Origin of the sequence: Phyllobacterium sp. 21LDTY02-6 (assembly GCF_023554255.2) — a bacterium.
GTDB lineage: Bacteria > Pseudomonadota > Alphaproteobacteria > Rhizobiales > Rhizobiaceae > Phyllobacterium.
The window spans coordinates 522,350-549,187 of sequence record NZ_JAMJWD020000003.1 but is presented as its reverse complement, the minus strand read 5'-3'; the positions used below and the strand labels follow the sequence as shown (position 1 = coordinate 549,187).

Here is a 26,838-nt window from a genome sequence, read left to right as displayed (position 1 = left end):
TTCAGCGGGTTTATCATGAACGCCATCAGGAAGTACCTTTCCCTCCTCGCCCTGGCATCCGTTCTCGGAGCGCCCGCCGCGGTGAATGCAGAGGAGACGGTGGCAGCGGCTGCCAACGCGCCTTCGATCAATGTGGTCGCGGTCCGGCGCCAGGAGATGGTCGCGACCCTGACCGTCACCGGCACGGTGGTGCCGCGGCAGGAAGTAGCCGTGGGCACCGATGTCGCAGGGCTGCGGGTTCTGGAACTGAACGCGGATGAGGGCGACGTCGTCAAGGAAGGCGACGTGCTCGCACGGCTCGACAAATCATCGCTCGAGATCCAACTGGCGCAGATCGAGGCGCAGGCCGCCCAGGCAACCGCTTCCATTGCCCAATCGCAGGCGCAGATCGTCGATGCCGAGATCGCGGTCCGCCAGGCGCTCGAAGCGCTCGACCGCGCCCGCTCGCTATCGGCAAAAGGCTATACGTCCAAGGCCGAATTCGACAATGCCACCAATGCCCATGACAGCGCCAAGGCGAAGCTGAATACCGCGCGCCACGCCCTGTCCGCGACCGAGACGCAGTTGCAGCTCGTCGCCGCCCAGAAGCGCGACGTGCTGCTCAGGCTGGAAAAGGCCGATGTGAGGGCACCCGCGAGTGGTGTCATTCTCAGCCGCGACGCCCTTCTCGGCGCCATCGTCTCCGCAAATGCCGGGCCATTGTTCCGCATCGGCCGCGACAGCGATTTTGAGCTCGCCGCCAATGTTCCGGAAGTCGATCTTCCCCACCTGCGTCCCGGTATGACCGTCGCCGTGCGTGTTTCCGGCATGGAAGAGCCCGTAACGGGTCGCATCCGGCTCATATCGCCGGAGGTTGCGGCTGCCTCCCGCCTCGGCCCGGTCAAGATTTCGCTGGACCGGAACCCCAATATCCGCCCGGGCAATTTCGCGCGTGCCGTCGTCGAACTTGCCCGGCGCGACAATATAAGCGTGCCTCTCTCATCGATCGTCTATGACGCCACCGACACCGTGGTCCAGGTGGTGAAGAATGGTTTCATCGACAGCAGAAAAGTAACGCTGGGCATTCGCGACGGCCAGTCGGCCGAAATCGTCAGCGGATTGGAAGAAGGCGAGGAAGTGGTCGTCCGCGCCGGCACATTCGTCGCTCACGGCGATCGCGTCACACCGGTTCGCCTCGCCAACGAGGCCACGGGAGCCGTTCGATGAACTGGAACATTTCCGCCTGGTCCATTCGGAACCCGGTTCCGGCGATCCTGCTTTTCGTCGTGCTGACAGTGCTGGGCCTGATGGCCTTCTCCAAGCTGCCGATCACCCGCTTCCCGAATATCGACGTTCCTCTCGTATCCGTCTCGATCACCGATCCGGGCGTTGCGCCGAGCGAACTCGAAACGCAGATCGCCAAGCGCGTCGAGGATGCCGTTGCCAATATCACCGGCGTCAAGAACGTAACGAGCAATCTGACCGAGGGAAACTCGACGACGCTGGTCGAATTCCGCCTCGAGGTCGATACGCAGAAAGCGCTGAACGACGTCAAGGATGCGGTCGAGCGCATACGCGACGACCTCCCCGCGACCATCAAGGAACCGTTGGTCAATTCGGTCGACGTGGAAGGCGCGTCCATCATGACCTATGGCATTTCGGCGCCGGCCATGACGTCCGAGGAATTGTCCTGGTTCGTGGACGACAAGATCATTCGCGACATCCAGGGCATCAAGGGCGTCGGCAAGGTGGAGCGCTATGGTGGCGTCACCCGCGAAATCCGCGTCGCGCTCGACCCGGACCGGCTGACAGCCCTCGCCGTTACCGCGGCGGATGTCAACCGGGCTCTCAAATCGATGAATGCCGACCTCACCGGCGGGCGCGGCGATCTTGGAACGACGCAACAGACCATCCGTACGCTGGGCGCTTCCCGCAGCCTCGACGATCTGCGCGCCATCGAGATCCCGATCACGGCGGGACGGTCCGTGCGTCTCGACGCGCTCGGCACCGTCAGCGACTCCTATGAGGAGCCCAAATCCTTTGCCCGTGTGAATAATGAAACGGTTGTCTCACTGGCCGTCTTTCGCGCCAAGGGTGCGAGCGATGCCGAAGTCTACGACCTGGTGCAGGCGCGCATCGATCAGCTCCGGCAGAAATATCCCGATGCACAGTTCACGCTGATCGACAATTCCGTCAACTACACCTACGGAAACTATGAATCGGCCATGAGTTCTCTGGTCGAAGGCGCGGTCCTCTCGATCATCGTCGTGCTGCTGTTCCTGCGCAATTTCAGGGCAACGCTCATTGCAGCCGTCGCCCTGCCCTTGTCCGCGATCCCCACCTTCTGGGCGATCGACATGCTGGGCTTCTCGCTCAACCTCGTCAGCCTGCTCGGAATAACACTCGTGACGGGCATTCTGGTCGATGATGCGATCGTCGAGATCGAGAACATCGTCCGGCACATGCGTTCGGGCAAATCGGCCTACCGGGCTTCGCTCGAGGCGGCAGACGAGATCGGACTGGCCGTGATCGCCATCTCGGCGACGATCATTGCCGTCTTCGCACCCGTAAGCTTCATGAGCGGCATTGCCGGGCAATATTTCAAGCAATTCGGACTGACGGTCGCGATCGCCGTTTTCTTCTCGCTGCTCGTGGCGCGTCTGATCACCCCGATGATGACGGCCTATCTGCTGAGGGACAAGAAAAGCCTGCATCATGGCGAGGCTGAGACCGGCTGGATATCGGCCTATGCACGCTTCCTCGCCATCACGCTGCGGTTTCGCTGGCTGACCCTTGGCACCGGCATCGCCCTTTTTGCCGTCGCCATCTGGGCAATGGGCTTCCTCCCATCCGGTTTTGTTCCGGCCCAGGACGAGGCACGCGTCGTGGTGAGTCTCGAACTACCCCCGGGCGCGAGGATCGAGGAAACCAGGGAAACCACCGACCGGGCAGCGGAGAAGGTCCGTGAAATTCCCGAAGTGCTGCAGACCTATGTCACCGGCGGAGCCTCGCCGACCGGTTCGCTCGACACGCGCCGCGCGACCATGATCGTAAAGCTCAGCCACAAGAGCGAACGTGACCGCAGCCAGAAGCAGGTAGAAGGCGCGATCCTGCAGCAACTCTCCAGCATAGCGGATCTCAGGGCGAACTTCGTCAATGACCGCGGAGAGCGCGAATTTGCCGTCGGCGTCATCGGCAGTGACGGTGAAAAGGTGAGCGAGCAGGCACGCCTCCTGCAAAGCGCGATGACGGCAACAGGGGATTTCCAGGCCGTCTCGTCGACTGCCGCCCTCGACCGGCCCGAAATCATCGTGCGTCCGCGCACCGACAAGCTCGCCGAGCTCGGCCTCTCCACCCAGGCGCTGTCCGATACGCTGCGCGTCGCCACCCTCGGCGATCTCGACGCGAATCTGGCCAAATACACGGTTGGAGACCGCCAGATTCCCATCCGCGTGCAGCTGAAGGAAGATGCGCGCCGCGACCTTTCCGTATTGCAGACATTGACGGTTACGACGGAGTCCGGCGTGGTGGTGCCGCTGGAATCCATCGCCGAGATCGGCTTTGACCAGGGACCGTCCACCATAGAGCGGTTCAATCGCCAGCGCCGCGTCGTCGTTGGCGCCAATATGGCGAACGGCAAGGAGATCGGCGAAGGCCTTTCGATCGTCCAGAACCTGCCGGTTTCAAAGGCGATGCCCGAGGGCGTGCGCATTCAGGAAACCGGCGATGCGGAGGTCATGGGCGAGGTGTTCGCCGGCTTCCGCGACGCCATGATCATGGGGCTGATGCTCGTATTCGTCGTGCTGATCCTGCTCTTTGGCAGCGTCTTTCACGCCTTCACCATATTGATGTCGCTGCCCCTGTCGATCGCGGGCGTTGCCGTCGCCCTGCTCGTGACCAACAATTCCGTATCGATGGCCGTGGTCATCGGCATTCTGATGCTGATGGGGATAGTCACCAAGAACGCGATCATGCTCGTCGATTTCGCCGTTGAAGAGGTTCGCCAGGGCGTTCCCCGCAATGAGGCCATCATGGATGCGGGACGCAAGCGAATCAGGCCCATCATCATGACCACCATTGCAATGTCGGCGGGCATGCTGCCTGCCGCCATGGCCTTTGGCGACGGCGGCGAATTTCGCGCCCCGATGGCGATCGCCGTCATTGGCGGCTTGCTCGTTTCCACGGTCCTGTCGCTCGTCTTCGTGCCGTCATTCTATACGATAATGGATGATGCCAGCCGCTGGATGGGCCGCGCATTCCATTGGGCTGTACGCCCGAACACGCCGGATGAACCGGAAATGCTGCCTGTACACGCCGCGTCTTCGGGCCATGCCTCCCTGCGGCTGGATCTGCCGCAAGCGGCGGAATAGGCGGCCGCTCAACGTGAAATTCAATAATAATTCAAAATTTGAATCACAAGTGTAACAAGTCGGCGTTTAAATGTGATAAACGGCGTTTAGAACCGCTTGAGCGCAATTCAAGTGTAGAAACCGCGATTAATACCGGGATCAGCCTCTCGACTAGTGAAATACTCTAGTCCGGCAACTTGTTTATTTCAAATCACGCTAGATAAGGCGGCAAAATCGATTGCCAACCGCCATGCCTCAATTCATAAATCTGTCACGAAAATTATAAGACAGATTATCAGAGGTGAACGCATGGGACTTCTAGATTTCAATCGTCGTTTAATCGCCCCTTTCCAGCGCAGTTTTCCCTTGCAGAATGACGAAGGCTTCACCGCTGCGGTCAACAAAGCCAAGAAGCCGGTGCCGCAGGGCAATCCCGAGCAGGAGCAAGATGGGAGCATCGATCATACGATCAAGAGAGGCGAAATGCTCGGCACCATCGCGCCGCTCTATGATCAAGCCGTTCCCGATCTGCTTGCCACCAATCCCAACATCACCGATCCCGACATTATCAATGAAGGCGCCTCCCTGCGCGTTCTCGACAAGGAGCGGCGCACGAGTCTCGAGACGATAAACAGCATTCAAGGCGACATCGACAAAGCCTCTTCGCCGGCCGAGAAGGATGAGAAGACAAAGGCCCTGAAGCTCGCCGTCAGCACGGATCTGATGTCGGCCGTCAAGAACGATGCATTTACCCCGGCTTCGTTGAAAGACAATCTCGATCAGCGGGAAGCGGATCTCATCGCCCTCGGACCGCAGACCGAAGCCTACAAGACGACGGTCCGGGACGAACGTAAAACAGTCGAAACAAGTCTCAACGACGTCTTCAAGCCGCTGAGCGGCGCCATAACGGCTGCGCAGCAGGATCCGTCCAAATGGGGGCAGGTACAGGCTGAACTGACGACGCAGTTCGAGACCTTGGCCAAGGGCACACCTGACAATGGCGAAGCGGCGATCAACGCCGCGCGCGAGACGCTGAAGACCTATGGGCCTTCCGACGCGAAATTCGTCGAAATGCTCGACGCGGCCGGACACGAGATTCTCGTCGCCAGGCCGGCGCGGGCCGTGCAGGACGCGTTCAAGAAGGGCGAAAGCAACTTCCACGGGCTTGAGGGCGACGACAAGCGCCAGGTCCAGATAGAAGATGGCGCAAGCAAGGCGGCAAAGACCTTGAACGAAGTGACGAAGAATGTCACGCCCGACACCGCCCAATTGATCCTGCTCGAGGCCAACAAGCCGATTGATGCCTTCGGCAACAAGGATACGAAGATCGTCGACGTCATCGAGACCACGATCGGAAGACGCACGGCCATCGCCAATGGCGCCATCCCCGACGACAGACTGAGCGGCAAGAACTCGATGATCTCCGGCGAGATCAAGCTCTCGACAGAGATCACGAACAAGAACCTCGTCGCCGATTACTCGGCCATCACCGGCCATATCTCGCAAGGAACCGGTGGGGACAAGTTTGTCAGCGACCGCGCCGAAAACATCGTGAAATCCTTCAAGGCGGCACACGACCAGACCTTCTCGGATTGGGAAAAGAAGCTCCCGGAAGAGACGAAGGACTTCACGTTCGAGGAGAAGAAGGCCATCGGCAGCGAGATGGGCATCCCCTATCCCGAGATCAAAGCCGCCAACCCCGACGCGGCCGGCGATCCGTTCCGCCAGGCCATCGCCAATGGCAATGATCCCACGCTGACCCTTGCCGTCGTCAAGAAGCTCGACAGCAGCGGCGACAAGGGCAATGCCAACAAGATATTCGATGCCGCCATCAAGGGTACCGATGACTTCACCAAGAACAGCCAGCATGTCGTCGGCGAGTTCGCCAAGGATCATCTCGTCGTCGCCTCGGACTGGAAATCGTCCCTGTCTGCGGAACAGATTACTGCCGGCCTGAACGATTCCATCAAGAACAATCCCGGCAGCAAGGAGACGATGGATGCCCAGGGCGCCAAGATCGTTCGCAACCTCGCCGCGTTGCACGAGGCCGAAGAGGGCCTCAAGGGCATGGAAGGCTTCGATCGCTACACGAAATCGGTAAGCGCACTCGAAAATGACGAGAAGGGCCAGTTTGCCGTCGCCAACAGCGCCGAAGCCTGGGATGAAATGGGCAAGCTCTATGTCGAGAGCACGGTGAAGCCGGAAGAGGTCACGATACCCGCCGCACCGACGCTGTACTGGTCCGGACGCGCCGTCATCGGCCTTCATCGCACGTTGTCCGCTTATGAGGCATTGGGCGGAAACAAGGCCTATGTCCCGCCGACACCAGGCAGCATCGATGCGGCGTCCCGGATGAGCCCGGGCCAGGTCGATTCCAAGCTCGCCCAGAGCGCCAATCTGGCGCTCAACGGGCCGAACGCGGCAACGGACCCCAAGGCGCGCAAGGCGGCGCTGGAGAGCCTCGCCAAGAGCTTCGACGGCTCCAAGTTCGACCCGCGGGCAGGCATCACCACGGCGTCCGGCTTCGGCAAGGGTCTCGCAGCGGTGCAGGGCCTGCTATATCTTGGAAGCGCCGATGCCAATTTCAGTGCCGGCGGGCCATTGCCGACGGCCTTTGGTGTCTGGCTGACTGCAGGTATCGCCTACGAGGCGGGCCAGCTCGGAGCCGGCGGCGTTCGCTCGCTCGTCGAGCACGGCAAAATACCAAAGGACGGCTTCCTGGACCGGGCCTCGCGCTTCGCCGAAGTGAGCGGAACGCCGAAATGGGGCTGGTTTACCAAATATTTCGATCGTGCCGGCGGCGCCCTCATGGTGGCCTATACGCTCGACCACGCGGCCAATGGCAGATGGGCGAACTCCGCCTTTGCCGCCACGACGACGCTTGGCACATTCCTCTCGATGATGAAAACGCCGAAGGCCGGCCCTTGGGGCGTCGCCCTTGCTGCGATCGGCATCATCGGTGAAATGGGCTATGACGCCTACAGGCACAGCAAAGCGGCTGCCTATTACGAGGGCCCGACGGAGAAATTCCTCATCGCAGCCGGCTTCGATCACGAAGCAGCCAAGATACTCTCCGACCACGACGGCGATGGCAACAGCGTTGGCGGCGTGATCGATCCGCTTGCAAAAGAGCTGGGCATGACGCCGCAGGCGCTTGTCGAAGTGCTTCGCAAGTCCGACCACGACAAGCTCAAGGAATTTGTCGCCGGTGTTCACCAGGCCAAGCCGGACGACAAGGGCAAATATCCGATGACCGCGCCGCCGCGGCCGAAAGATATAGAAGTTCCGCCGAGCATCGACATGCCTGAGGGCGGTACGATCGTGGCGGATCCGGCCATGGGGCGGCCGCGCACCATACCCGAGCTTGCCGATTGGGCTCGCGAGAACCTCGTCCTGACGAGCTGAGCCGTTCATGGCCAATGACCGTGATCCCCGGCGGGATCACGGCCATTCTCTATCGCTCGCGATTTTTGTCTCTTGACGAATCTGTCGGCGCCGCACTCTAGCTATGGCTCCTCCAATAGCTAAAGGCGCATCATGCCGCTTCTCGATTATCTCCGCCCGATTTTCCTGCTGCTCGCCTCCAATGTCTTTATGACTTTTGCCTGGTATGGCCATCTGAAATTCACCAACAAGCCGTTGATTCTGGTAATCGTCGTGAGCTGGCTTATCGCTTTCGCCGAATATTGCCTCGCGGTTCCTGCCAATCGCTATGGCCATGCCATTTATTCGGCCGCACAATTGAAGACGATGCAGGAAGTGATCACGCTTGTCGTGTTCGCCATCTTCTCTATCACCTTCCTCGGAGAGAAGATCACGATCAATCACCTCGTGGGCTTTTCGATGATCTGCGCCGGCGCCTTCTTCGTATTCAAGGGGCCGCTGTGAGCTGCCCGGGACGGCCGTGCTGAAGGTGCGTTCCTGACCGAAGCTTCGGTCAGGATGGTGAAGGTCTTGCAATCTTTGCGCGAATCCCGCTGTGTTACGCGCAATTGCGATTCTTCAGGGGCGCTGCTCCTTTCAGACGACAGAGATGAAGTTATGACGGGATATGAAAAGTTGGTCGAAGCTGTTGCGCAGGCAATCCATGCCTCCCGCAGCCATGGTTCGCAGGAGTGGGACAGCGTCCCCGATTTCATCCGTCAGACATATCGCGACTATGCCACGGCTGGCCTCTCTGTCGTCTATGACGTCCTGAGCAACCCGTCGAGCGAGATGATCGACGCCGCCAACCGGGCCCGACCGGCCGTAACGTCCCGCACGATTCAGGCTGCGATCGAAGCTTCTCCGCTCAATCCCAACCATAAGGCCTGACCAGATTCGGCACGGGCACTGCCCCTCCAAGTCTAGCCGCCGGGTGGGGTGCGTACCGGCGCGCTCTTTACATACAATTTTAATTATATTTTCCACGTCGCTAATACACATTGCGACAAATAAGTATAATAAGCGCCAAAAAGTAATCCCTTGTAAAACATCGATTTAAAAAGTCGCAAATATGCGACATCGATCGAAAAAATCTGTTGCCTTATTATTAGCTATGAAGCAGTGTTGGGGTGAAGGGGTCTAAATCCACAGCCATTACATGATAAATATACAATAGTTCTTTCTGCTTCGACACATACTCTCACGGTTGCCGGCGTTTCTATCGGTTACTATCATTGCTCGTTAGTTATAATATGTAGAACTGTGTACGGGTGCGGCAATTGGAGGAAGTATGTACGATAATTCTCTAGGTAAGTCTGACTATAAGTCTTTGACTATATCAGATGATACTGGGCCCGGCGCCAATGGCAGTGAAGAAAAATGGCGTTGGTCGTCTTTCAGTGACGAAAAAGGGAACATCGGCTTCAATCGCAACGTCTATCCGCTGCAGGAAACCTCCATCGTATACGGCGACACAAATGGTCGCCTGGAAATCTTGTCCAAGGGCGCGTCATCAACGCTGACCTTCATTTTCGTCGTCAAGGGCACGCTGGACGTGATGGATACGAAACGCCGGCGCCTTCAGACCCTAAGCGCCGGCAATGCGACCAGTCTCATCGACAGACCGGATATCAAGGTCAAGATTTATCCGGGTTCGTCCTGGGTCGCCTACCGGGTTCCCATCACCAAGCTGAGGGAATATTTCGAGCGCCTGATGCAACGGCCTTATTTTCAGGAACAGGTTTTTGCACCGCTGCATGATTTCCGCTCCGGCGGGGCCTCGGCTCTCTATCAGACGGTTTGCTACGTTACTGAAGACCTTGCTACGGCAACAAACTCCACCAAGGGCGTACTTACCTCCGTCTACGAGCGCCTGCTCCTCGCCAAGCTGTTCATGACCAAGCCCGACAATGTCAACACGCTCAACAATACGGCCGGACGGCGCATCGCGCCCCGCTATCTGCAGCGTGCAGAGGCCTTCATGCGGGAACACATCCATGATCCCGTGACACTGGACGAGATTGCGGAAGCCGCCGGCTGCAGCCCGCGGGCGCTTCAACGAATGTTCAAGGAATATCGCGATACGAGCCCCATGCACGTCCTGTGCGAATACCGATTGTCTGCGGCGCATGAAGCAATACTGAGCGGCAGCGCCCGCAACGTCACCGACCTTGCGATCCATCTGCAATTCTCGAATCCGGGCCGGTTTTCGTCGCTGTACCGCAATGCTTATGGAATGAGCCCTTCAGCCATGATGCGGTTTCACGAGAAGAACACCTGAATGATCTCGATGCCATTTCCGGGTCTCGCTTCCTTGCGGGCGGCCCGCCTGCTCCCAAGGCCAGCAGGTATCGCATGCTGCGCCCTCGCCGCCGCCCTCCTTCTCAATGGTTGCGCGATACCGCGTGCGGGACCGACCGCGCAGAATATTGTCGAGCAGCGCAAATCCGAAACACAGCTGAATTACGCGCTTGTCGACGTAGGCAAGAACGTCATGGCCTTTGCCGCGACACGGCCGAGGGAAAGCCTCGTGCGGCAGTTCGGTGCCGGTCCGCGCTCCAGTGACCTGCGCATTGCGGTCGGTGACGTGGTGACCGTCAATGTATGGGAAGCGCCTCCGGGAACGCTGTTCGGCACCAATATGAGCGTTGCCGGCTTCCAGCAATCGACAGGCAGCACCGTCGCCATTCCTCCGCAGACCGTTACGGGAAACGGCACGATCGGCGTGCCCTATGCGGGACGCATCAAGGTTCTCGGCAATACGCCGTCGCAGGTGGAACAGCAGATCGTCAAAAGCCTCGAAGGCAAGGCCGTGCAGCCGCAGGCGCTCGTCACCATCCAGAGGAGCACCGCAAACTCGGTAACGGTGACCGGCGAGGTCGCGGCGGGCGCCCGTATCTCGCTGACCGGCGCGGGAGAACGCGTTCTCGACGCCATCGCTTCGGCGGGCGGCATCCGGGCACCGGCAAGCGACAGCATCGTTGGTCTTACGCGCAACGGCGTCGCCGGCAGGATACCTTTCGACCTGATGCTGGAACATCCGGAGGAGAATATACGCATCCGCCCCGGCGATCTGATCACGGTCGTGCGCGAGCCTCGCACTTTCCTCGTCTTCGGTGCGGCTGGACGCAACGCCGAGCTTCCTTTCGATGCTTCCCGCATCACCATGGCCGATGCGCTCGGCAAGGCCGCTGGCCTGAACGATCAGCGCGCCGACGTCACCGGCGTATTCCTGATGCGGCACGAGCTTGCTTCCGTCGCACGGCGCTTCGTCCCGCAGGACAACCCGCTCCTGGCGAGCGGCGAACTCATCCCCGTCATCTATCGCTTCAACATGCGGGATGCGAATACCTGGCTCGCCATGCAGCGGTTCGAAATCCAGCCGCGGGATGTCATCTACATCGCCAATGCGTCGGGTGCCGACATTCAGAAAGTCATGGCGATCTTCCAGGGCGTCAGCGCCCCCGCCATGAGTGCGACTTCGATCGGCATAAGCGCCGGGGCCCTGCAATGAAGCACCTGCTTGCCATCAGCCGCGATCGCGATGGCATGACGCGATCGGCCATGCCATCGCTATTGCATCTCCATGAGATCGCAATGATGAAGCGGTCGGAGCTCGAATCGGTTGTTCAGGCTTTAACGACGAGCGCCTATCTCGGGAACTCGACGGCCGTCGTTCGCATCCTCGGACGCTACAAGCTTTACGTCGATACGCGCGACAGGGGGTTCGGCTCCCATCTGCTTCTGGATGGCTTCTGGGAGATCTGGCTGACGCAGTTCTGCGCCAGGAACGTCAAGCCGGGCATGACTGCGATCGATATCGGCGCGAATTTCGGCTATTATTCGGTACTGCTTGGCGAACTTGTCGGGCAAACCGGCAAGCTCCTGGCCGTTGAACCCAATCCGCACGCGGCGGATTTTCTGGGGCGCAGTCTCGATCTGAACGGCCTTCTTTCGAGAAGCAGGATCGAAAAGGCCGTGCTGGGCAGCGGCGGCACCGACACCGCCAAGCTCTTCGTGAGGGATCACGAGCCGAAAAACGCGACCGTCGTCGCCAGCAGCTTCAACGCCGCTCACCACAATGGCTACCTCGTGACCGTCCCAGCGAAGACGGTCGACCAGCTTTGCGAAAATTATGAGCGCGTGGATTTCATCAAGATCGATGCCGAGGGCGCCGAGGAAGACATTCTGTTCGGCATGAAGAAAACGATCGAACGGCACCGCCCGATGATCGTTCTCGAATTCAACGCTGCCCGTTACGCCAATAGCCGCTCGTTCGTTGAAAGTCTGGTCAAGATATATGGCAATTTGCGCCACCTCGACTTCCAGGGCGTTGCCCATCCGGTCACGGCGGATGCCCTGCTTTCGGAAAATGTCGGCCAGGACTGGCTGCTCGTCTTCACAGATGGTGATCCCGCATGATCGTTCTGGCCCCTGAAAGGACCAATCGTGGCAAGAACAGTCATTTATGATGGATTGAACCTGTCGCTGCAGAAGGGGACGGGTGTCGCCACCTATACGCGAGGCCTCATCCAGACCGTACGGGAACTCGGCTACCAGACCGGCATTGTTCACAGCGTGCCTACCAAGGTGCCGCGGAATGCCATCCTGCGCGAGGTCGTTCTGTTCGACGATACGAGCAACCGCAAGCTGGGCCATACCGCCAAGGGCAAGCGCTGGTTGAGCCGACGGATCGGAGCACCCCTCGGCGTGAAGCCATCACGCGTCGAGCTGACAGGCGCCGTCATCCTGAAGTCATTGCAGGGAAACGTCCTCGATTCGGAATTTCTCTATGCCAGCAAGGACGTCTTCGCCCTGGCAAGGCACCATTTCAAGAACTTCGGCAAGAGCCTTCCCCTCGCCCTTCCGGAGAAGCTGGACATGTTCCACAGCACCTACCCCTTGCCGATACGGGCAAGAAAGGCGCTGAACATCACCACGATCCATGATCTCGTGCCGTTGCGCCTGCCCTATCTGACCGAGGACAACAAGCGGTATCATTATCGCCTGCTTCGGCATCTCGTGCAAACTTCGGATCACATCGTTACCGTGTCCGAGACATCCAGGCAGGACATCATCCGGTTTCTCGGCGTCGACGAGAACCGCGTGACCAACACCTATCAGGCGGTTCAAGTACCGGACGAATTGCGCCAGAAGCCCGAGGCCTTGGCGGCAGACGAGATCGCTGGCATCTTCAACCTCGACTGGAAGAAATATTTCCTGTTTTTTGGTGCATTCGAGCCGAAAAAGAACCTGTCGCGGCTGGTCGAGGCCTATCTGTCGGCCAAGGTGGATTATCCGTTGATCATCGTCGGCGCCCCGGGTTGGAAGGGCGACCAGACACAGCTCCTGATCGAGGACGAGCGCTTCCGGTTCTTCCTGCAGCAGGACAACCGCATTGTTCCCGGCCGCCGGATTCACCGTTTCGACTTCGTGTCCTATGGCCTGCTTGTCAGCCTGATAAGGGGAGCGCGATCCGTGCTTTTCCCCTCGCTCTACGAAGGTTTCGGCCTGCCGGTGCTCGAATCGATGCAGCTCGGCACTCCGGTCCTCACCTCGACCGAAGGTTCGGTGCCGGAGATCGCCGGCGATGCGGCCGTGCTGATCGACCCCTACAACACGGATTCGCTGCGCAATGCGGTGCGCGGTCTTGCGAATGACCAGGATCTTTGTGATCATCTCGCAGCGCTTGGACCGAAGCGGGCGGCGAAATTCTCTCCGGCCCGTTATCAGGCCGCCGTCAGTTCGCTTTATGACAGGCTTCTGGACGGAAAATAGATTGGCGCAAAGCCTGAAAAAGGAGCGATGCCGTTGACGCTTCTCGTAACATTCGGCCTGCCGGGCATGATGTTCACCTGGGGCAGAACCGCGCTCGGCGCCCTGGCGGCCGAACTGCCCGGCACCTGCGGCATGGTCGAAGTGCAGACGCTCGAACAATTGCGCGAAGCCTGGGCGAGCCGCAAGACCGACAATCTCATCGTAGTCTCCAGCTATCCGGATGCGGAATTATGCGCCTTCCTGATGAAGTCGCGCATGCCATATCTGGCCTTCGTGGAGAACCCGCTGGATTCGCTCGCATGGATGATCCGAACGACCAATAGCGACGCCGTGCCTTTGCTCCGCGCGCTTTCGGCCAGTATCAGTTGCGTGTCGCAGCTGCAAACCTATGCGCGCCTGATACCGGTGAACCGAAACACCGTCGGCAAGGTTCAGGTCGACAGGATTCTGAATGTCTTCGTGCGTGCCCTGAAGCTCGATCTGGCGCCGGAAGCTGTCGCGCGGTGCACTGTCAAGCTCAGTGGAGCGGCCGATGGGACACAGATACCCACCCTTGAAGAAGCCGCCGCCGCGAGTTACGGCACAGCCTATGGGCCGCCGGGCCAATTGAGCTCCATCCCCGCCGATTTGATCGATATCGCCGAGGATGTCCTCGAACCATTCAAGGAATCCGTATTTCGCCCGCCTTCATCCGCAATCCGCTGGCCGCTGCGGGCTTTCTTGTCGGCCGACCGGCTGGGCGAGCCGGTCGGAGGCGAAATCGACCTCGTCGGGAGAGCGCGGTGCGTCATCTACGGGCCATATCTGCATCTGCCGCCCGGGCAATGGACCGCACGCTTTTCGATGCGCATCGAGGAGAACCTCTACGGCCAGATATTCATGATCGAGATCCACAACAGCCAATTGCTGGGACGGATGCGCGTGAAGCCCGAAAGCACGGGAAGTTTCGTCGCCGAGCTCGATTTCACGGCGGAAGTGCCGATGGAGGCCATCGAGATCCGGCTTTTTACGGAAAGCGGTGCGATCGAAGGCGCGATAGCCGATTGGTCGGTCGAAATGCTGTTCCGGTCCCATCTCGAACAGGGCGAAAAACCGGAAACGGTTATCGCGGACGAGGAAAATCCGGGACATGATGCCACCGAACCCCAGGCACCCACCATGTCTGCCGCGGACCATTAGAATAAACACTGACCACGCAATACAAATAGCGACATTTAACTACTTTTCACGAATATCTTTAGCATTATTGCGCTAACAATACTGTATTCATTGGATTTATTCTATGTCACTATCCGCATCGAGTAGCTCATTTGAAGGTGAAAATCCATGCGGAATATCAGTGCAATCGGTTTATTCTTTTCGGCCCTGGCATTGTCCGGCAGTGCCCTGGCTGCTGACGCAGTAATCGAAACCGCGCCCGAGGCCGTATTGGCTGACCCCGGATTCTCGTGGACCGGTTTCTACGCCGGTGTGAATGCCGGTTATGGATTCGGGGGCGACGATGAAGTCGGCGTTCGTTCCGGCGGCGTTTACCTCGGCAATATCGGAACGATCGAGCAGAGCGGTTTCATCGGTGGTGGCCAGATCGGCTACAATTACCAAATCAACAATTGGGTTATCGGTCTTGAAGCCGATTTCCAGGGTGCGGGCCTCGAAGATTCGACTGCAGGAAGCGTGGACGGCATTGGTGTCGAGGCTGAATCAAGCATCGACTGGTTTGGCACGCTGCGCCCACGCGTCGGTTATGCCTGGGATCGCACACTGATCTACGGAACCGGTGGTCTGGCCTATGGCCGCGTGAACTACAAGGCTGCGGTTGAGGGCGACACGTTCCTTGATCAGGACAAGACGAGAGCAGGCTGGGTCGCCGGCGCAGGTATCGAACATGCCTTCACGGACCACCTTACTGCAAAGCTCGAATATCAATACGTGAACTTCGGCAAGTATACTGTGAGTGAAGATGGCTTCTCCACAGAGGCAACCCCGGATTTTCATAGCGTGCGCGTCGGGCTGAACTACAAGTTCTAATCCGCGAAAAGAAATCAATGCGAATTTACTCTTAACAGGAGGCGCAATTCCTATGGCTCTCATAGACCTAGACTTGATCAGCAATTCTACCCAGACAATCGACTCGAGCAACGGCGCTGATGGAGATACACTCCAACTGAGCCTGGTTTCCAACGGCACGCTCATCATCAATGGCGTGGATATTACTCTGGAAAACCTCATCGGTGGCGGGGTCGCTACTAGCACCACGATCATCCTCCAAAATGGCGCGAACCTTCTTGTCGATACAAACGTTGCCGGTGTGACCGCCGGATCAACTTTCCATTACCAGATTGGCGCCGGCACAAGTCTGACCATCGAGGCAGCAGCAATCAACGCTTCACTGCTGGACGGCACCACGGTTGATTTCATCAATGCGAACGGCCAAGGCCATTTCACCTTCGATCCCGGCTTGGTGAACCTCAATCTCAGCAGTCCTCCAGATATTGTCGGTGTCAATAATGGTGATCGCGTTACCGTCATTGGTTCGGCGAACGTGTCGCAGGTTGGGAATACGGTCACCTTCCTAGGGGGTCTCGGAGGCATCGTGCCGATCGCCTCTTATGATATCCCCGCTGGCGCCACCTATTCCTACTCCAATGCCACAGACACACTGACCTTCCTTACGCCTTGCTTCGTTCGCGGCACCCTCATCGCCACGCCGGAAGGCCCGGTTGCGGTCGAGCGCCTCAAGGCCGGCGATCTCATCTCGAGCCTCAATCACGGCGCCGTCGCGATCAAGTGGGTTGGCAACAGGACGATCGACCCGAAGACGCTGGACAAGCCACGCAACGACCTGCCGATCCGCATCAAGGCCGGTGCGATCGCCGAGAACATGCCCGAGCGCGACCTCGCGGTTTCGCCGGACCATTGCATGTTCATTGCCGATGCCTTGGTCCCGGCAAAGCTGCTGGTCAATGGAACCACCATCACCCAGCCGGTGACACTCAGCCCCGTCGATTATTTCCACATCGAACTGGAAGAGCACGACGTCATCTGGGCGAATGGCGCTCTGGCCGAGACCTATCTCGACCTCGGCAACCGCGCCGCTTTCCTGGAGCCGGGCGTATTGCAGTTCACCTCGCCAAAGGCGCGCCAGGCGAAGTCCTGCTATCCGCTCGCCTACTCGGGACCAGCGGTCGATGCGGCCCGCGACATAATCGCGGAGCGGGAAACAGCACTCGGCTACACGTCGGACGAAGCAAAGGCTTCGTGACGAGCGACATGCTCCGGCTCGCCCCAGCGGCGGGCCGGTTGTCTTTTGCAGTGTGTACATAAAGCGCCGCCACAGGCGCTTTCGGAGATCAATGCATGCGTAGTGGGCAGACCGTTTCGCCATATGCTATCGATTTCGATGAGAAATTTACGAGGGGGATTCGCGAAACATTCTCGGGAAAGAGGGTGTTTTTCGACGGTGTGTTCAAGGGCGATTATAGTCTTGCCATCGTCAATCGCTTACTCGCCCGTGCATTGGTAAAGGCCGGTATCGACCTCCATTGCTTCACGCCGGAAGCGGACTGGCAGACCGATGCCAGAATCAATGCCTTCCCGGACCTGAAGCCGCGTTTCCTTCCCGCCTACCCGACCGCCGGCTACGACGTACATCTCAGAAACACCTGGCCCCCTGCCACCCATGACATGGTCGGTCAGTTCAACGCCTATGTGAACTTCGCCTGGGAAGAGCTGGACGTTCCGCAATATATGATCGAAAGGTTCAATCGTGACCTCGATCTTGTCATGGCAACCGCCAATTTCGTTCGCCAGGCATTCGTGCAATCCGGCCTTACCATACCGGTAGAAGTCGTCGGCAATGGCACCGATCATGTAGGCGCTGCATCCGGGCTCAACACGCCCTCGCCCCTTCCGGCTTCCGACCGCGCGCGCATCTTGCATGTCTCGTCATGCTTTCCCCGCAAGGGTGTCGATGTGCTCGTCCGTGCATTCGCGCAGGCATTCGGCAAGGACGACAATGTGGAACTCGTCATCAAGACGTTTCCAAACCCCGATAATATATTGGCGGATGTCATGCGGGATCTCGGCGACAAGCGCGACGAAACCGCACCGATCACCATTCTCGACGAATCCTACGATTCCGAACAGCTCCTCGCGCTCTATCGCACGGCGTCGCTCGTCGTCGCTCCCAGCCGGGGCGAAGGGTTCGGCCTGCCGCTGGCGGAAGCCATGCAGCTGGGCATTCCCGTTGTGACGACCGACTATAGCGGCCAGACCGATTTCTGCACGGCCGAAACGGCGTGGCTGGTTGATTACCAGATGGCGCCGTCTCAAACCCATGTTTCCGGGTCCCTCAGCCTCTGGGCCGAACCTTCGATGGATCAACTCGCTTCGCAGATGCGCGCCGTGATCGAAAAGCCCGAAGAGGCGAAGCGGCGAAGCGCCAATGCGCAGGCCTTGCTCAGTGAGCATCTTGGCTGGGACGACGTTGCCCGCCGTGTGCTTGCTGCGATTGCAAAATCACAGAAGCCCGCCGCCGCCGTCAGGCGTCCGTGGAGCTTCGATCTCATTTCGTCGTGGCATCAGCAGTGCGGCATTGCCACCTATACGGAGAATTTGCTCGCCACCGAGCCGTTCTCCGAGCGCCTGTCGCACATCTACGCACGGCGGACCTTGAATGACGATCTGCCGGAAAGCGCGAGACCGCGGCTGCCGGACACGGCGGAAATCATGACGCGCAGCTGGGGATACGATCTTTCCTCGCTCATGAAGCTCTTCACCGAAATCGAGCAGGCGCGCGGCGATGTCCTATGGTTGCAGCATCATCCGGGGCATTTTTCGACGCCCGACATGGAACTGCTTGCCGCCCATCTGGCGAAGACGCGCCACAAGCTGCGCGTGGTCACGATGCACAGCGTCAAGGAAGTCCTTCGCCACGGGCATCTTGAATGGACCAAGGCCTTCGATGTCGTTTTCGTTCATTCCGCCGAGGATGCCGGACTGCTTGCCAAGGCCGGGCACCCTAATCCCGTCGTGATACCGCATGGCATCATGCCGAGTGCTTCGGACATGGCGCCGCCCGATGCCGATTACTTTACCGTCGGTGCCTTCGGATTCCTGACACCGCACAAGAATATCGACGTCCTGGTGCGCGCCTTCGCCCGAGCCCGCATCTTCGAGCCGCGGCTGCGCCTCAAGCTCCTCAACTGCGCTCTGCCGAACGACGAATCCCGCGCTGCGCAAGTGGTGGTGGAGAACCTGATCGCCCATTTCGGCCTTGGCGATGTCGCTTCGACGCGCTTCGATTTCGTCGACAATGATGAACTCCTGCAGGAGCTTGCGCAAACCGATCTGCTGGCCTTCCTCTACGGCCCCTCCAACGAGACAGCCACGGGCGCCGCCCGGGTGGCGATGAGTGCCGACCGGCCGCTGCTCTGCTCACGATCGACCGTGTTGCGGGACATGTGGCCGATCAGCCATGTGCTGCGCTCGGTCGATGTCGATTGCGTCGCCGAGGCGTTGATCAGCCTCGCCCAGAATCCGGTTCTTCTCGGAATGCGCGACCCGGACAGGCGCCAGGCTGTGCAATGGAATTCCTATCCTCGTGTCGCGGCAAGGCACGCGGTCATCATCGAACAAATGCTGGACAAGAAAAATGACCATCGCCGAGCTGCATAAGATCCCGCTTCAGGCCGTGCCGAAGGACGTGTTTTCGCTGTCGGCCGAGGCATTCGTCGATGCCTGGGCTGTTGCGTTCAATCTGACCGAGGACGATCTCGGCAGCGAGGAGAGGCACAATCTGGTGCGTGCTATCAAGAATGGCACGAACAGGCTCAAGGTGATCGACGCTCTCGATGCCGCCTCCAAGCAGGCCGACGGGCGCAAAGCGGACTTCGAGGCCAACGCGGTCAGACGCGAGCCCGACCAATTTGCATTGCTGGAAAGCTTTCGCCGGTTTGCGCCCGATGACGATGTCGCGTTCATCCGCTATGTCTTCAGCCGGATCTGCGGCCGCGACCCGAGCGACAAGGAACGCCTGACATTCGAGTTCGACCTGCGGCGCGGCATTGTCGGGCGCGACGACGTCATTCGCAAAATCGTGACCATCGCGCGCCGCGACGGCGTATTGGCACTTTGGGATACGCTGGACGAGCCTGATACCGCCCCGGCAGTGTCCCGCCCGGATGCAAGTTCGGCAAGAATCCTGCCGGCCGGCCTTTCCTACGATCTTGAAGGACGCCAGACCCTGGTCTTCGTACGGGAAGTGCCCGGCTCCGGCTGGATGATCGGGCCGGAACTCATGCGGCAACCGGTCAACGTCGTCGATGGTGGCTGGAGCGTCAGCCCCGGATGGCTGCTGGCTGGCCCGAAGAGGAGCCTCGATGCGGGCGCCTGGAATATCCAGCTCGATCTTGTCCAGGACGCGAAGGCCAAGCTCGCAATTCAACTCGTCGCCAATTCCGGCCTGGACATCCTGCAGGATCTCATCGTTTCGGGTCCGTTTGCCGGCAACCTCTGCGTCGATATCCGCCCAGAGCATCGCTTCGTCGAATTGCGCTTGAGGGTGGTTGAAGGGCCTGCCGAAACCGGCTGGCTGCGGCTGCGGAACATATCGATGGTCCGGGCGTCGGCCGACAGGGGCGACCGCTGATGCAGCTGCCCTTCTCCGTTCGTCCCAAGGCTCTCGCCAGGAAACTTGCAACCGCGACCGAGGGAGGCGGGTCCTCGCGCAGCTTCTCCGTACAGGCCGATGCGGCGCGCAACCGCGGCGATTGGAAAGAGGCTGCCACGCTGTATGCACAAGCGGTTGCCGCCGATCCGGCCAGGACCGGGCTGCTGGTCCAGCTGGGGCATGCCGAGAAGGAGCTCGGCAATTTCGACAAGGCGGAGACGGCCTATCGCAAGTTCCACGGCATGCATCCCGACAATGCCGATATCTACCTGCAGCTCGGCCATTTGTTCAACCGCATGGGTGAGTTGGACAAGGCATCGCAATGGTACGAGAAGGGTCTGGCCATCGCACCGAACGACCCCGAACTCTCGCGCCACGCCGGCATGTTGCGCGGGCGTTCGCGCAAGCCCGGTGCCGAGCAGAAGCGACGGCTGGCAATGCAGCATGTCGAAGAGCGGGAGTGGGCTGACGCGCGCAAGCTGCTGCATGAACTGGTCGTAACCGAAGGCGAGCGCGATCTCATATCGGTTTACGCCAATGTCACGAAGGAAGATGGCGATTTCGATCAGGCCCGCCTGCTTTACGACGACTACCGCGCCTATGCCGACGACTGCGATCCCGACAGTGTCGAGGATGTCGAGCTGCAGCTGGGACATCTCCATAAGCTGGCCGGGGACTATGGCAAGGCTCTGACACATTATATCCAATCGCGTCAGGCCCGCGCCGCCCGGCTTGGCTATATCGACCAGAGTGCGCAGATCGACCGTGAAATCCAGGCCTGCTTGAGCGAGGTCTATACCTGTTTCGAGCCGATCTGAACGAGCGTCTCGGCCATCCGGCATCCCGTCTCGCCTAACTTTCGTGATCGCGAATCGCCGTCGCCAGCAGCCAGACCAGAAGATAACCCACCGCAGCCACGATAAAGACGACGAACGTGTTCTTCAGGCCCTGGGGCAGTTCCGCCTTGTCAGGCAGGTGCGACGGCACGACAACCTCCAGATAGAGCTGCTGCCGCCTTGCATCCGCGCGCGCGGTCTTCAGCGAATCGAGCGCGGCCAGGAGCGCCTTGCTCGAAAACTCCCGCTGCAATATCAGCGCTTCGTAATCCGCTATGCGCGGTGCAATTGAATCGTCCGATCCGGCGACCTTCCCCCGTTCCGCCGTCAACTGCTTCTCGAGCGCGTCGATCCGGCTCATCATGAAGGGAATAGAGCTCGAATCCGGAGCCGTTGTTCGCGTTTCGGCGAGGCTCGCTCGCGACACCGCCAGCTCCGCGCTGATACGGCTCATCAGTTCCACCATCGAAACCGAATTCAGGCCCGGATCGATCATCAGTTCCTTGTTGCGAAACAGGGTGATGTTGCGCTGCGCTTCTATCATGCGCTTCTCGGCCGCCTCGACCTCGATGGTCGCAAAGCGAACGGCATCGCCCCGGGCGCGCTCGTTCATCTTCACCAACCTGTCGCTGCCCAGCTCCAGCAATTTCCTGTTGAGCGCGAACGCATCTTCCGGGCGAAAGGCCGACGTGCGCAATATCGTTATGCCGGTCGTATCATTGTGAACGACCTGAACACGCCTGGAATAATACTGGTACAGTTCCTCGAATAGGCCCGACTGCCACGGGGCGGGAAACCGCGCAATGATGTCCGCCTGATCCGGGCCGTAGAAGCTCCTTAGCGGCAGCTGGCTCTCGGTCTGCCCAAGGGCATCGCGCGAGCGCATGTATTCCTGTACCGAAAACGTATCGTCCTGCGAACGCGTAATGCCGCTATTCTGCAGAACCGATCCCAAGGTCGTCGAAGAGGGTGGCGCGGCAGTGCGCACCACGAATGCGGATTCAGACACATAGATCGGGCTTGCAATAAGCGCATAATAGAACGCGACGGCTAACGTCGGAAGAACAACAAACAAAAACAAAAGAATATGACTCCTCTTGCTCTTGCTTACCTTCTTTCCGAATATTTTCTGGGACGTATCAGTGAATGTCAAAGATGTCATTGGTATATATCCGACATTATACTGACCACTTCTATATCTTTATTTATTTTTTGGTTGATATTACTGGAGCCTTGATCTAACTTTTCCGGATAACATGGAGAGTCTCGTTGAGCATCAATCCTGTAACACCCGCAAGCGGATCCTTCCTGGCCGGCATAAGAGTGCAGCTGCGCGTGATCGGAGCATTGGTCATGCGCGAGATGATCACCCGCTATGGTCGGGAGAATGTCGGATTCCTGTGGCTGATACTGGAGCCGATGATCCTCACGGTCGGCGTGATGGCGATGTGGACTGTGCTCCACCACGAATCGCATGGCCTCGGGATCATCGCCTTCGTGCTGAGCGGATACATGCCCCTCACTCTTTGGCGCCACATGTCCTCGCAGTTGGTCTCGTGCCTGCGCCAGAACCTTCCGCTCATGTATCACCGGCAGATTCGCCTTGCCGACGCTCTCTTGGCGCGCGCACTCCTCGAAGTTGGCGGCACCACTCTCGCCCTCGTCGTCGTCTATACGGCAACGCGGCTTGCCGGCTTCATGGAGCCCTATAGCGACCTCGGGCTGATCATGGCGGGGTGGTTCTTCATGGCATGGTTCTCCTTCGGCGTCGGGCTCATCCTCGCCGCGCTCGCGGAAATCTTCGAGTTCGTCGAGAAGCTCATCTCGCCGTTCCAGTACCTTACCCTGCCGATATCCGGCATGTTCTTCATGGTGGCCTGGCTGCCATCCGAGGTGCAGAAGCTGGCGCTCTACGTCCCGCTCGTCCATTGCTTCGAACTGTTCCGGTCGGGCACGTTCGGCGACACGATTACCGCGCACTACAGCGTCCCTTACCTGCTGGCATGCTGCCTCATCACCAATGCGGTCGGCTTCTTCCTCATCGAGCAGGTGCGCGATCACGTGAAGTTCGAATGATTGATGATCCTGCCGCATCCCGCCCTCACAATGATGCGTAGATGTCGAAGGCGAACTTGACGTCGTCAAAGACACGGCCACGACCGTTCTTGAGCACAACGGCCGACGAGCAATGTTCGGCGATCGTATCCAGGCTGTGACCGACGATGATCATGGCCCGGTCGCGCCGCTTGACGAACAATTCCTCGAACGACCGCCGCTGAAACCGCTGGTCGCCCACCGCAACGACTTCATCGATGAGATAGCAGTCGAAATCGATCGCCAGCGAAAGCCCGAAGGCCAGCCGTGCGCGCATGCCGGAGGAATAGGTCCTGATCGGCATCTTGAGATATTTGCCGAGATCGCTGAACGTCTCGACGGATTCGCGGATCTCCTCCAATGGCTTGTCATAGACGCGCGAAAGAAACCGCATGCAGTCGATGCCGGTCATGGACCCGCCAAAGCCGCCGCTCAATGCGATCGGCCAGGAGAGCGACATCGTCCTGGTGATAGTGCCGGACGTCGGCGGTTCCATGCCTGCTATCAGGCGCACCAATGTGGATTTACCGGCGCCATTATGGCCGAGGACCGCAATCTTCTCGCCGGCGCGGACGGTGAAATTGATGTCGTCGAGCACCCGGCGACTACCGCCATTGACGGGATATTCCTTCACGATGTTGCGTGCCGACACCATGCCTGTGCCGGCTGGCGCCGTTCCGCCTGAAATCAGCGGCAGGCCGTTGGTGTTCTTGAACGAGACCGTGCCATTGTCCATCATGTCACGGAATGCTCGTAGATCTGGTTGCGGAAGAACCGGGCGATCCAGAACGCTGCCAGGCTGAGGCAAAGGATCAGCAGAATAGAGCGGATACGCTTCGGATAGAGCGCATAATCCGGCAGATTGGGATTGACGACGCGTTCGAGGTAGAGCTGCTGGCGCTGCGCTTCAAGCCGGGCGTTTTCCAGCGACGTCGCTGCCGATTCCAGCATGCGCGTCGCCAGTTCCCGCTGCATCAATATCTGCTCATATTGGGCGATGAGCGGCGCCATGGAGGCATCCCCGCCTACGATATTCGCCCGCTCCTCGATGATCTGCCGTTCCTTTGCCTCGATATTGCTGCGCAGCGATTGAACCTGCGGGCTCTGTGGCGCCTGCTCGCTGACCGCTGCGAGTTGCGCCTTGCTCTGCGCCACTTCGTCGGAGAGCTTGGCGATCATTTCGAACATGGCGGCCGACTGTTTGCCCGGATCGACCATGGAGACCCTGTTGCGGAACGCGGTAAGCGATTCCTGCACGCCGGCCAGCCGCTGCTCGCTATCCTTCACCTCGATCTCGGCAAAGCGCACGGCGTCGCGTCTAGCGCGGTCGTTGAGCCGGTTGATCAACATTTCCGCGCGCTCCAGCAAAGCCAGCGCGAGCTGCTGCGCGTCCTCGGGGCGAAACGCCCGGACCTCGAGGGTGGTTATGCCGCCGCTGCTATCCGTCTCCACGTCGATGAATTGCAGATAATGTTCGTAGAGCGCCTCTTCCGTTGGCGATTGCCACGGAGCCGGGAACCGGGCGAAGACATCTCCCTCGGGCCGCGAAAATATCTGCCGTAGTTGATTGTTATCGGATAGTTCGCGGACAGCAGCCCTTGATTCAATGAACTCCATCACGACATAGCTGTCGTCCTGCGCCCGCACGAAACCCGTACTCTGCAGGAAGCCGCTCAACAGTCCGGCAGCATTCCTGTGCGGACTGCGGACGACGAAGCGCGTCTCCGATACATATTGATCAGCGGCCACGAAACCATAATAGAGACAGGCAAGCGCAGCAGGCATGATGACGATCGCGATAAGCAGCAAGTTGCGCCGGAACAGGTCAATCGTTCGATCTAGAAATGAAGAACGCTGCGGCAGAACTGCGGTCGATCGATTGATGTCGACCAGTGCGACATAATCAATGAATTCATCATTATTACTGACACGCGTCATCGTCGATTACATTGCCTTCAGCAAATTGCGCCATGCCAGAGCTGGCCCAGCTACCCACGTTACAGTGAAAAAGTAACTGCCTCAATTATATTTTTGTATTTCTGCTGATTTATGAGTCCCATTGGAAATAGATATTAACAATAATTCAGACTTAAATCGTCAAATTTATCAATCTGTCGTTTTTTTACTTGTTATGGCGCAATGAGTATGGCGACGCCCCATACCCGCTGGAATAAATACACCGATGTATATTCCGACCCTGGGCTTTTCGGTCGGATGTGGCGTTGTGAAGGGGCTTTGACATCCTGTGGGGGAGACAACCAAGCGAAAGGCGGCAGGGAAATCCGGAACAATCGTTTCGTTTCCTGAACGCACCCCCAGCATTGATCCGAGCGCGCGCCAGAAACCATTGATCCTGCTCTTGCAGGGGCCGGTCGGACCATTCTTCAGGATCCTCGCCAACCAGCTCGAATCTGCGGGTTACGATACACTCAAGGTGAATTTCAATGGCGGCGACCGGCTGTTCTTCGGCGGTCGCCACAGCCTCAACTTTTCCGGCAGCGTCGATGCCTGGACTGACTGGCTGAGAACATTCATTCGTGGCCGCAAGCCCGAGGCGATCATCCTGTTCGGGGATGGCAGGCCCTATCATCGGCAAGCCATGGCCGTGGCTGCGCAGGCGGAGATTCCCGTTGCCTGTCTGGAAGAGGGCTATGTCCGGCCGCATTTCGTCACGCTCGAATGGGGCGGCAACAACGCGCTTTCGCCGCTTCGCCGCGCACCCGCCGCCAGGCCGGCGGATCCGGGTGCCGAGCCTGTCGAGCCGGTGAAGGGCAACCTCTTCCGGGCGATGACATTCTTTGCGATCCGGTATTATCTGGCAAAAGCCCTCGGAGCCGTATTCTTCCGCGGCAGTACCTATCATCGCCACCGGGGAATTCTGTCGGAGGCCATCCTCTGGACGCGCAACTTCTATCGCAAGTTGCGGTATTACCCGGCAAACAACCAGATCATGCTCGACCTGATCGAGAACCGCGAGAACCAGTATTTCGTCGTGGCTCTCCAGGTGCATGACGACCAGCAATTGCTGCGTCACGGTCGTGGCTGGACCATGGAACGGCTCATCACCGAGAGCATCCGCTCGTTCCGCCGCTTTGCTGCACCCGATCATCATCTGGTGATCAAGATCCACCCCATGGACCGGGGCCACAAGAGCTATCGGTCCTTCGCCACGGAACTCGCGCGCGTCGCTGGCTGCCGTGACAGGGTGCATATCGTCGATGATGGTTCGATCGGCCTGCTCATACGCCATTCACTCGGGCTGGTGACGGTGAACAGCACCTCAGGCTTGCTGGCGCTCAATCATGGAAAGCCTCTGCTGGCGCTCGGCGACGCGCTCTACAACGCTCCCGGCCTTGCCGGTCATTACGACAGGCCGGGCGCGCCGCCGATCACACTCGATGCGTTCTGGCAGAAGCCCATTGCGCCCGACCAGGAGGTTGTCCGGGCCTTCAATGAGAGGATGCGCCGCGAGAGCCTCGTCAATGGCAGCTTCTATGTCGGTTCGGTCATCGAAGCGACTGCGCGGCGAACGATCCGCAAGTTCCAGGAACAATTGAAGATCGTGCCGGTGGATTTCCCGGTGCGTGCCCCGGAGAACGCTCCCGGCATCGGCAAGCCTGAAACGATGGCAGCATCCCTGCCCGAGACGGCGACCTGAGCATGGATATGCGTCCGCCACTGCCATCTGTTCAGCCACATGATGCCCGCG

At 59.2% G+C, this 26,838-nt stretch carries 20 protein-coding genes; 17 read left to right on the top strand and 3 right to left on the bottom strand.

The features are described from left to right. Positions 1-15 precede the first annotated feature (15 nt). The 15 genes from M8997_RS14035 to M8997_RS13965 all read left to right on the top strand — a co-directional run bounded on the left by M8997_RS14035 (position 16) and on the right by M8997_RS13965 (position 21,017). On the top strand, positions 16-1,206 hold the full coding sequence (locus tag M8997_RS14035) for an efflux RND transporter periplasmic adaptor subunit (protein WP_250018798.1): 1,191 nt from the start codon (positions 16-18) through the stop codon (positions 1,204-1,206). Then, entirely contained in the window at positions 1,203-4,349 is a 3,147-nt protein-coding gene (locus M8997_RS14030; protein ID WP_250018799.1) for an efflux RND transporter permease subunit, read from the top strand. Before M8997_RS14035 ends, M8997_RS14030 begins: the two co-directional genes overlap by 4 nt. A gap of 288 nt (positions 4,350-4,637) precedes the next feature. After that, a complete protein-coding gene (locus tag M8997_RS14025) occupies positions 4,638-7,733 on the top strand; it encodes a LysM domain-containing protein (protein ID WP_250018800.1) in 3,096 nt (1,031 codons plus the stop codon). A 132-nt stretch (positions 7,734-7,865) separates the two neighbouring features. Beyond that, on the top strand, positions 7,866-8,216 hold the full coding sequence (locus M8997_RS14020; RefSeq protein WP_250018801.1) for a DMT family protein: 351 nt from the start codon (positions 7,866-7,868) through the stop codon (positions 8,214-8,216). 153 nt (positions 8,217-8,369) lie between these two features. Beyond that, entirely contained in the window at positions 8,370-8,642 is a 273-nt protein-coding gene (locus M8997_RS14015) for a hypothetical protein (protein ID WP_250018802.1), read from the top strand. 400 nt (positions 8,643-9,042) lie between these two features. Continuing rightward, the gene (locus M8997_RS14010; protein ID WP_250018803.1) at positions 9,043-10,032 is read left to right on the top strand and encodes a helix-turn-helix domain-containing protein; all 990 of its coding nucleotides are present in this window, start codon (positions 9,043-9,045) and stop codon (positions 10,030-10,032) included. Further along, positions 10,033-11,265, top strand: coding sequence for a polysaccharide biosynthesis/export family protein (locus M8997_RS14005; protein ID WP_250018804.1), 1,233 nt, complete (start codon positions 10,033-10,035; stop codon positions 11,263-11,265). Continuing rightward, positions 11,262-12,173 (top strand): FkbM family methyltransferase, encoded by a 912-nt coding sequence (locus M8997_RS14000; RefSeq protein ID WP_250018805.1) that lies wholly within the window; start codon positions 11,262-11,264, stop codon positions 12,171-12,173. Before M8997_RS14005 ends, M8997_RS14000 begins: the two co-directional genes overlap by 4 nt. Positions 12,174-12,200: 27 nt before the next feature. Beyond that, a complete protein-coding gene (locus M8997_RS13995; protein ID WP_250018806.1) occupies positions 12,201-13,529 on the top strand; it encodes a glycosyltransferase in 1,329 nt (442 codons plus the stop codon). A gap of 33 nt (positions 13,530-13,562) precedes the next feature. Next, positions 13,563-14,708, top strand: a complete 1,146-nt coding sequence (locus tag M8997_RS13990; RefSeq protein WP_250018807.1) for a hypothetical protein — start codon at positions 13,563-13,565, stop codon at positions 14,706-14,708. Positions 14,709-14,855: 147 nt separating this feature from the next. Then, positions 14,856-15,557 carry an outer membrane protein gene (locus M8997_RS13985; protein ID WP_250018808.1) on the top strand — a complete coding sequence of 234 codons (702 nt, stop codon included), beginning with the start codon at positions 14,856-14,858 and terminating at the stop codon, positions 15,555-15,557. 52 nt (positions 15,558-15,609) lie between these two features. Further along, positions 15,610-16,791 carry a Hint domain-containing protein gene (locus tag M8997_RS13980; RefSeq protein ID WP_250018809.1) on the top strand — a complete coding sequence of 394 codons (1,182 nt, stop codon included), beginning with the start codon at positions 15,610-15,612 and terminating at the stop codon, positions 16,789-16,791. A 185-nt stretch (positions 16,792-16,976) separates the two neighbouring features. Then, positions 16,977-19,205 carry a glycosyltransferase gene (locus tag M8997_RS13975; protein WP_250018810.1) on the top strand — a complete coding sequence of 743 codons (2,229 nt, stop codon included), beginning with the start codon at positions 16,977-16,979 and terminating at the stop codon, positions 19,203-19,205. After that, entirely contained in the window at positions 19,183-20,178 is a 996-nt protein-coding gene (locus M8997_RS13970; protein ID WP_250018811.1) for a hypothetical protein, read from the top strand. Before M8997_RS13975 ends, M8997_RS13970 begins: the two co-directional genes overlap by 23 nt. After that, the gene (locus M8997_RS13965) at positions 20,178-21,017 is read left to right on the top strand and encodes a lipopolysaccharide assembly protein LapB (protein WP_250018812.1); all 840 of its coding nucleotides are present in this window, start codon (positions 20,178-20,180) and stop codon (positions 21,015-21,017) included. The genes M8997_RS13970 and M8997_RS13965 overlap by 1 nt, the downstream gene beginning before the upstream one ends. A gap of 34 nt (positions 21,018-21,051) precedes the next feature. Here M8997_RS13965 and M8997_RS13960 read toward each other — a convergent pair whose 3' ends face one another. Continuing rightward, positions 21,052-22,044 (bottom strand): capsule biosynthesis protein, encoded by a 993-nt coding sequence (locus M8997_RS13960; RefSeq protein WP_250018813.1) that lies wholly within the window; start codon positions 22,042-22,044, stop codon positions 21,052-21,054. 260 nt (positions 22,045-22,304) lie between these two features. On the opposite strand from M8997_RS13960, the gene M8997_RS13955 reads away from it, so the two are divergent. Further along, on the top strand, positions 22,305-23,111 hold the full coding sequence (locus M8997_RS13955) for an ABC transporter permease (protein ID WP_250018814.1): 807 nt from the start codon (positions 22,305-22,307) through the stop codon (positions 23,109-23,111). A 25-nt stretch (positions 23,112-23,136) separates the two neighbouring features. Here the strand turns inward: M8997_RS13955 and M8997_RS13950 are convergent, their stop codons facing one another. Both M8997_RS13950 and M8997_RS13945 read right to left on the bottom strand, forming a co-directional pair. Further along, positions 23,137-23,868, bottom strand: a complete 732-nt coding sequence (locus M8997_RS13950) for an ABC transporter ATP-binding protein (protein WP_250018815.1) — start codon at positions 23,866-23,868, stop codon at positions 23,137-23,139. Then, entirely contained in the window at positions 23,865-25,067 is a 1,203-nt protein-coding gene (locus M8997_RS13945; protein ID WP_250018816.1) for a capsule biosynthesis protein, read from the bottom strand. The genes M8997_RS13950 and M8997_RS13945 overlap by 4 nt, the downstream gene beginning before the upstream one ends. Positions 25,068-25,476: 409 nt before the next feature. On the opposite strand from M8997_RS13945, the gene M8997_RS13940 reads away from it, so the two are divergent. Then, positions 25,477-26,787 carry a capsular biosynthesis protein gene (locus tag M8997_RS13940; protein ID WP_250018817.1) on the top strand — a complete coding sequence of 437 codons (1,311 nt, stop codon included), beginning with the start codon at positions 25,477-25,479 and terminating at the stop codon, positions 26,785-26,787. Positions 26,788-26,838: the final 51 nt, after the last annotated feature.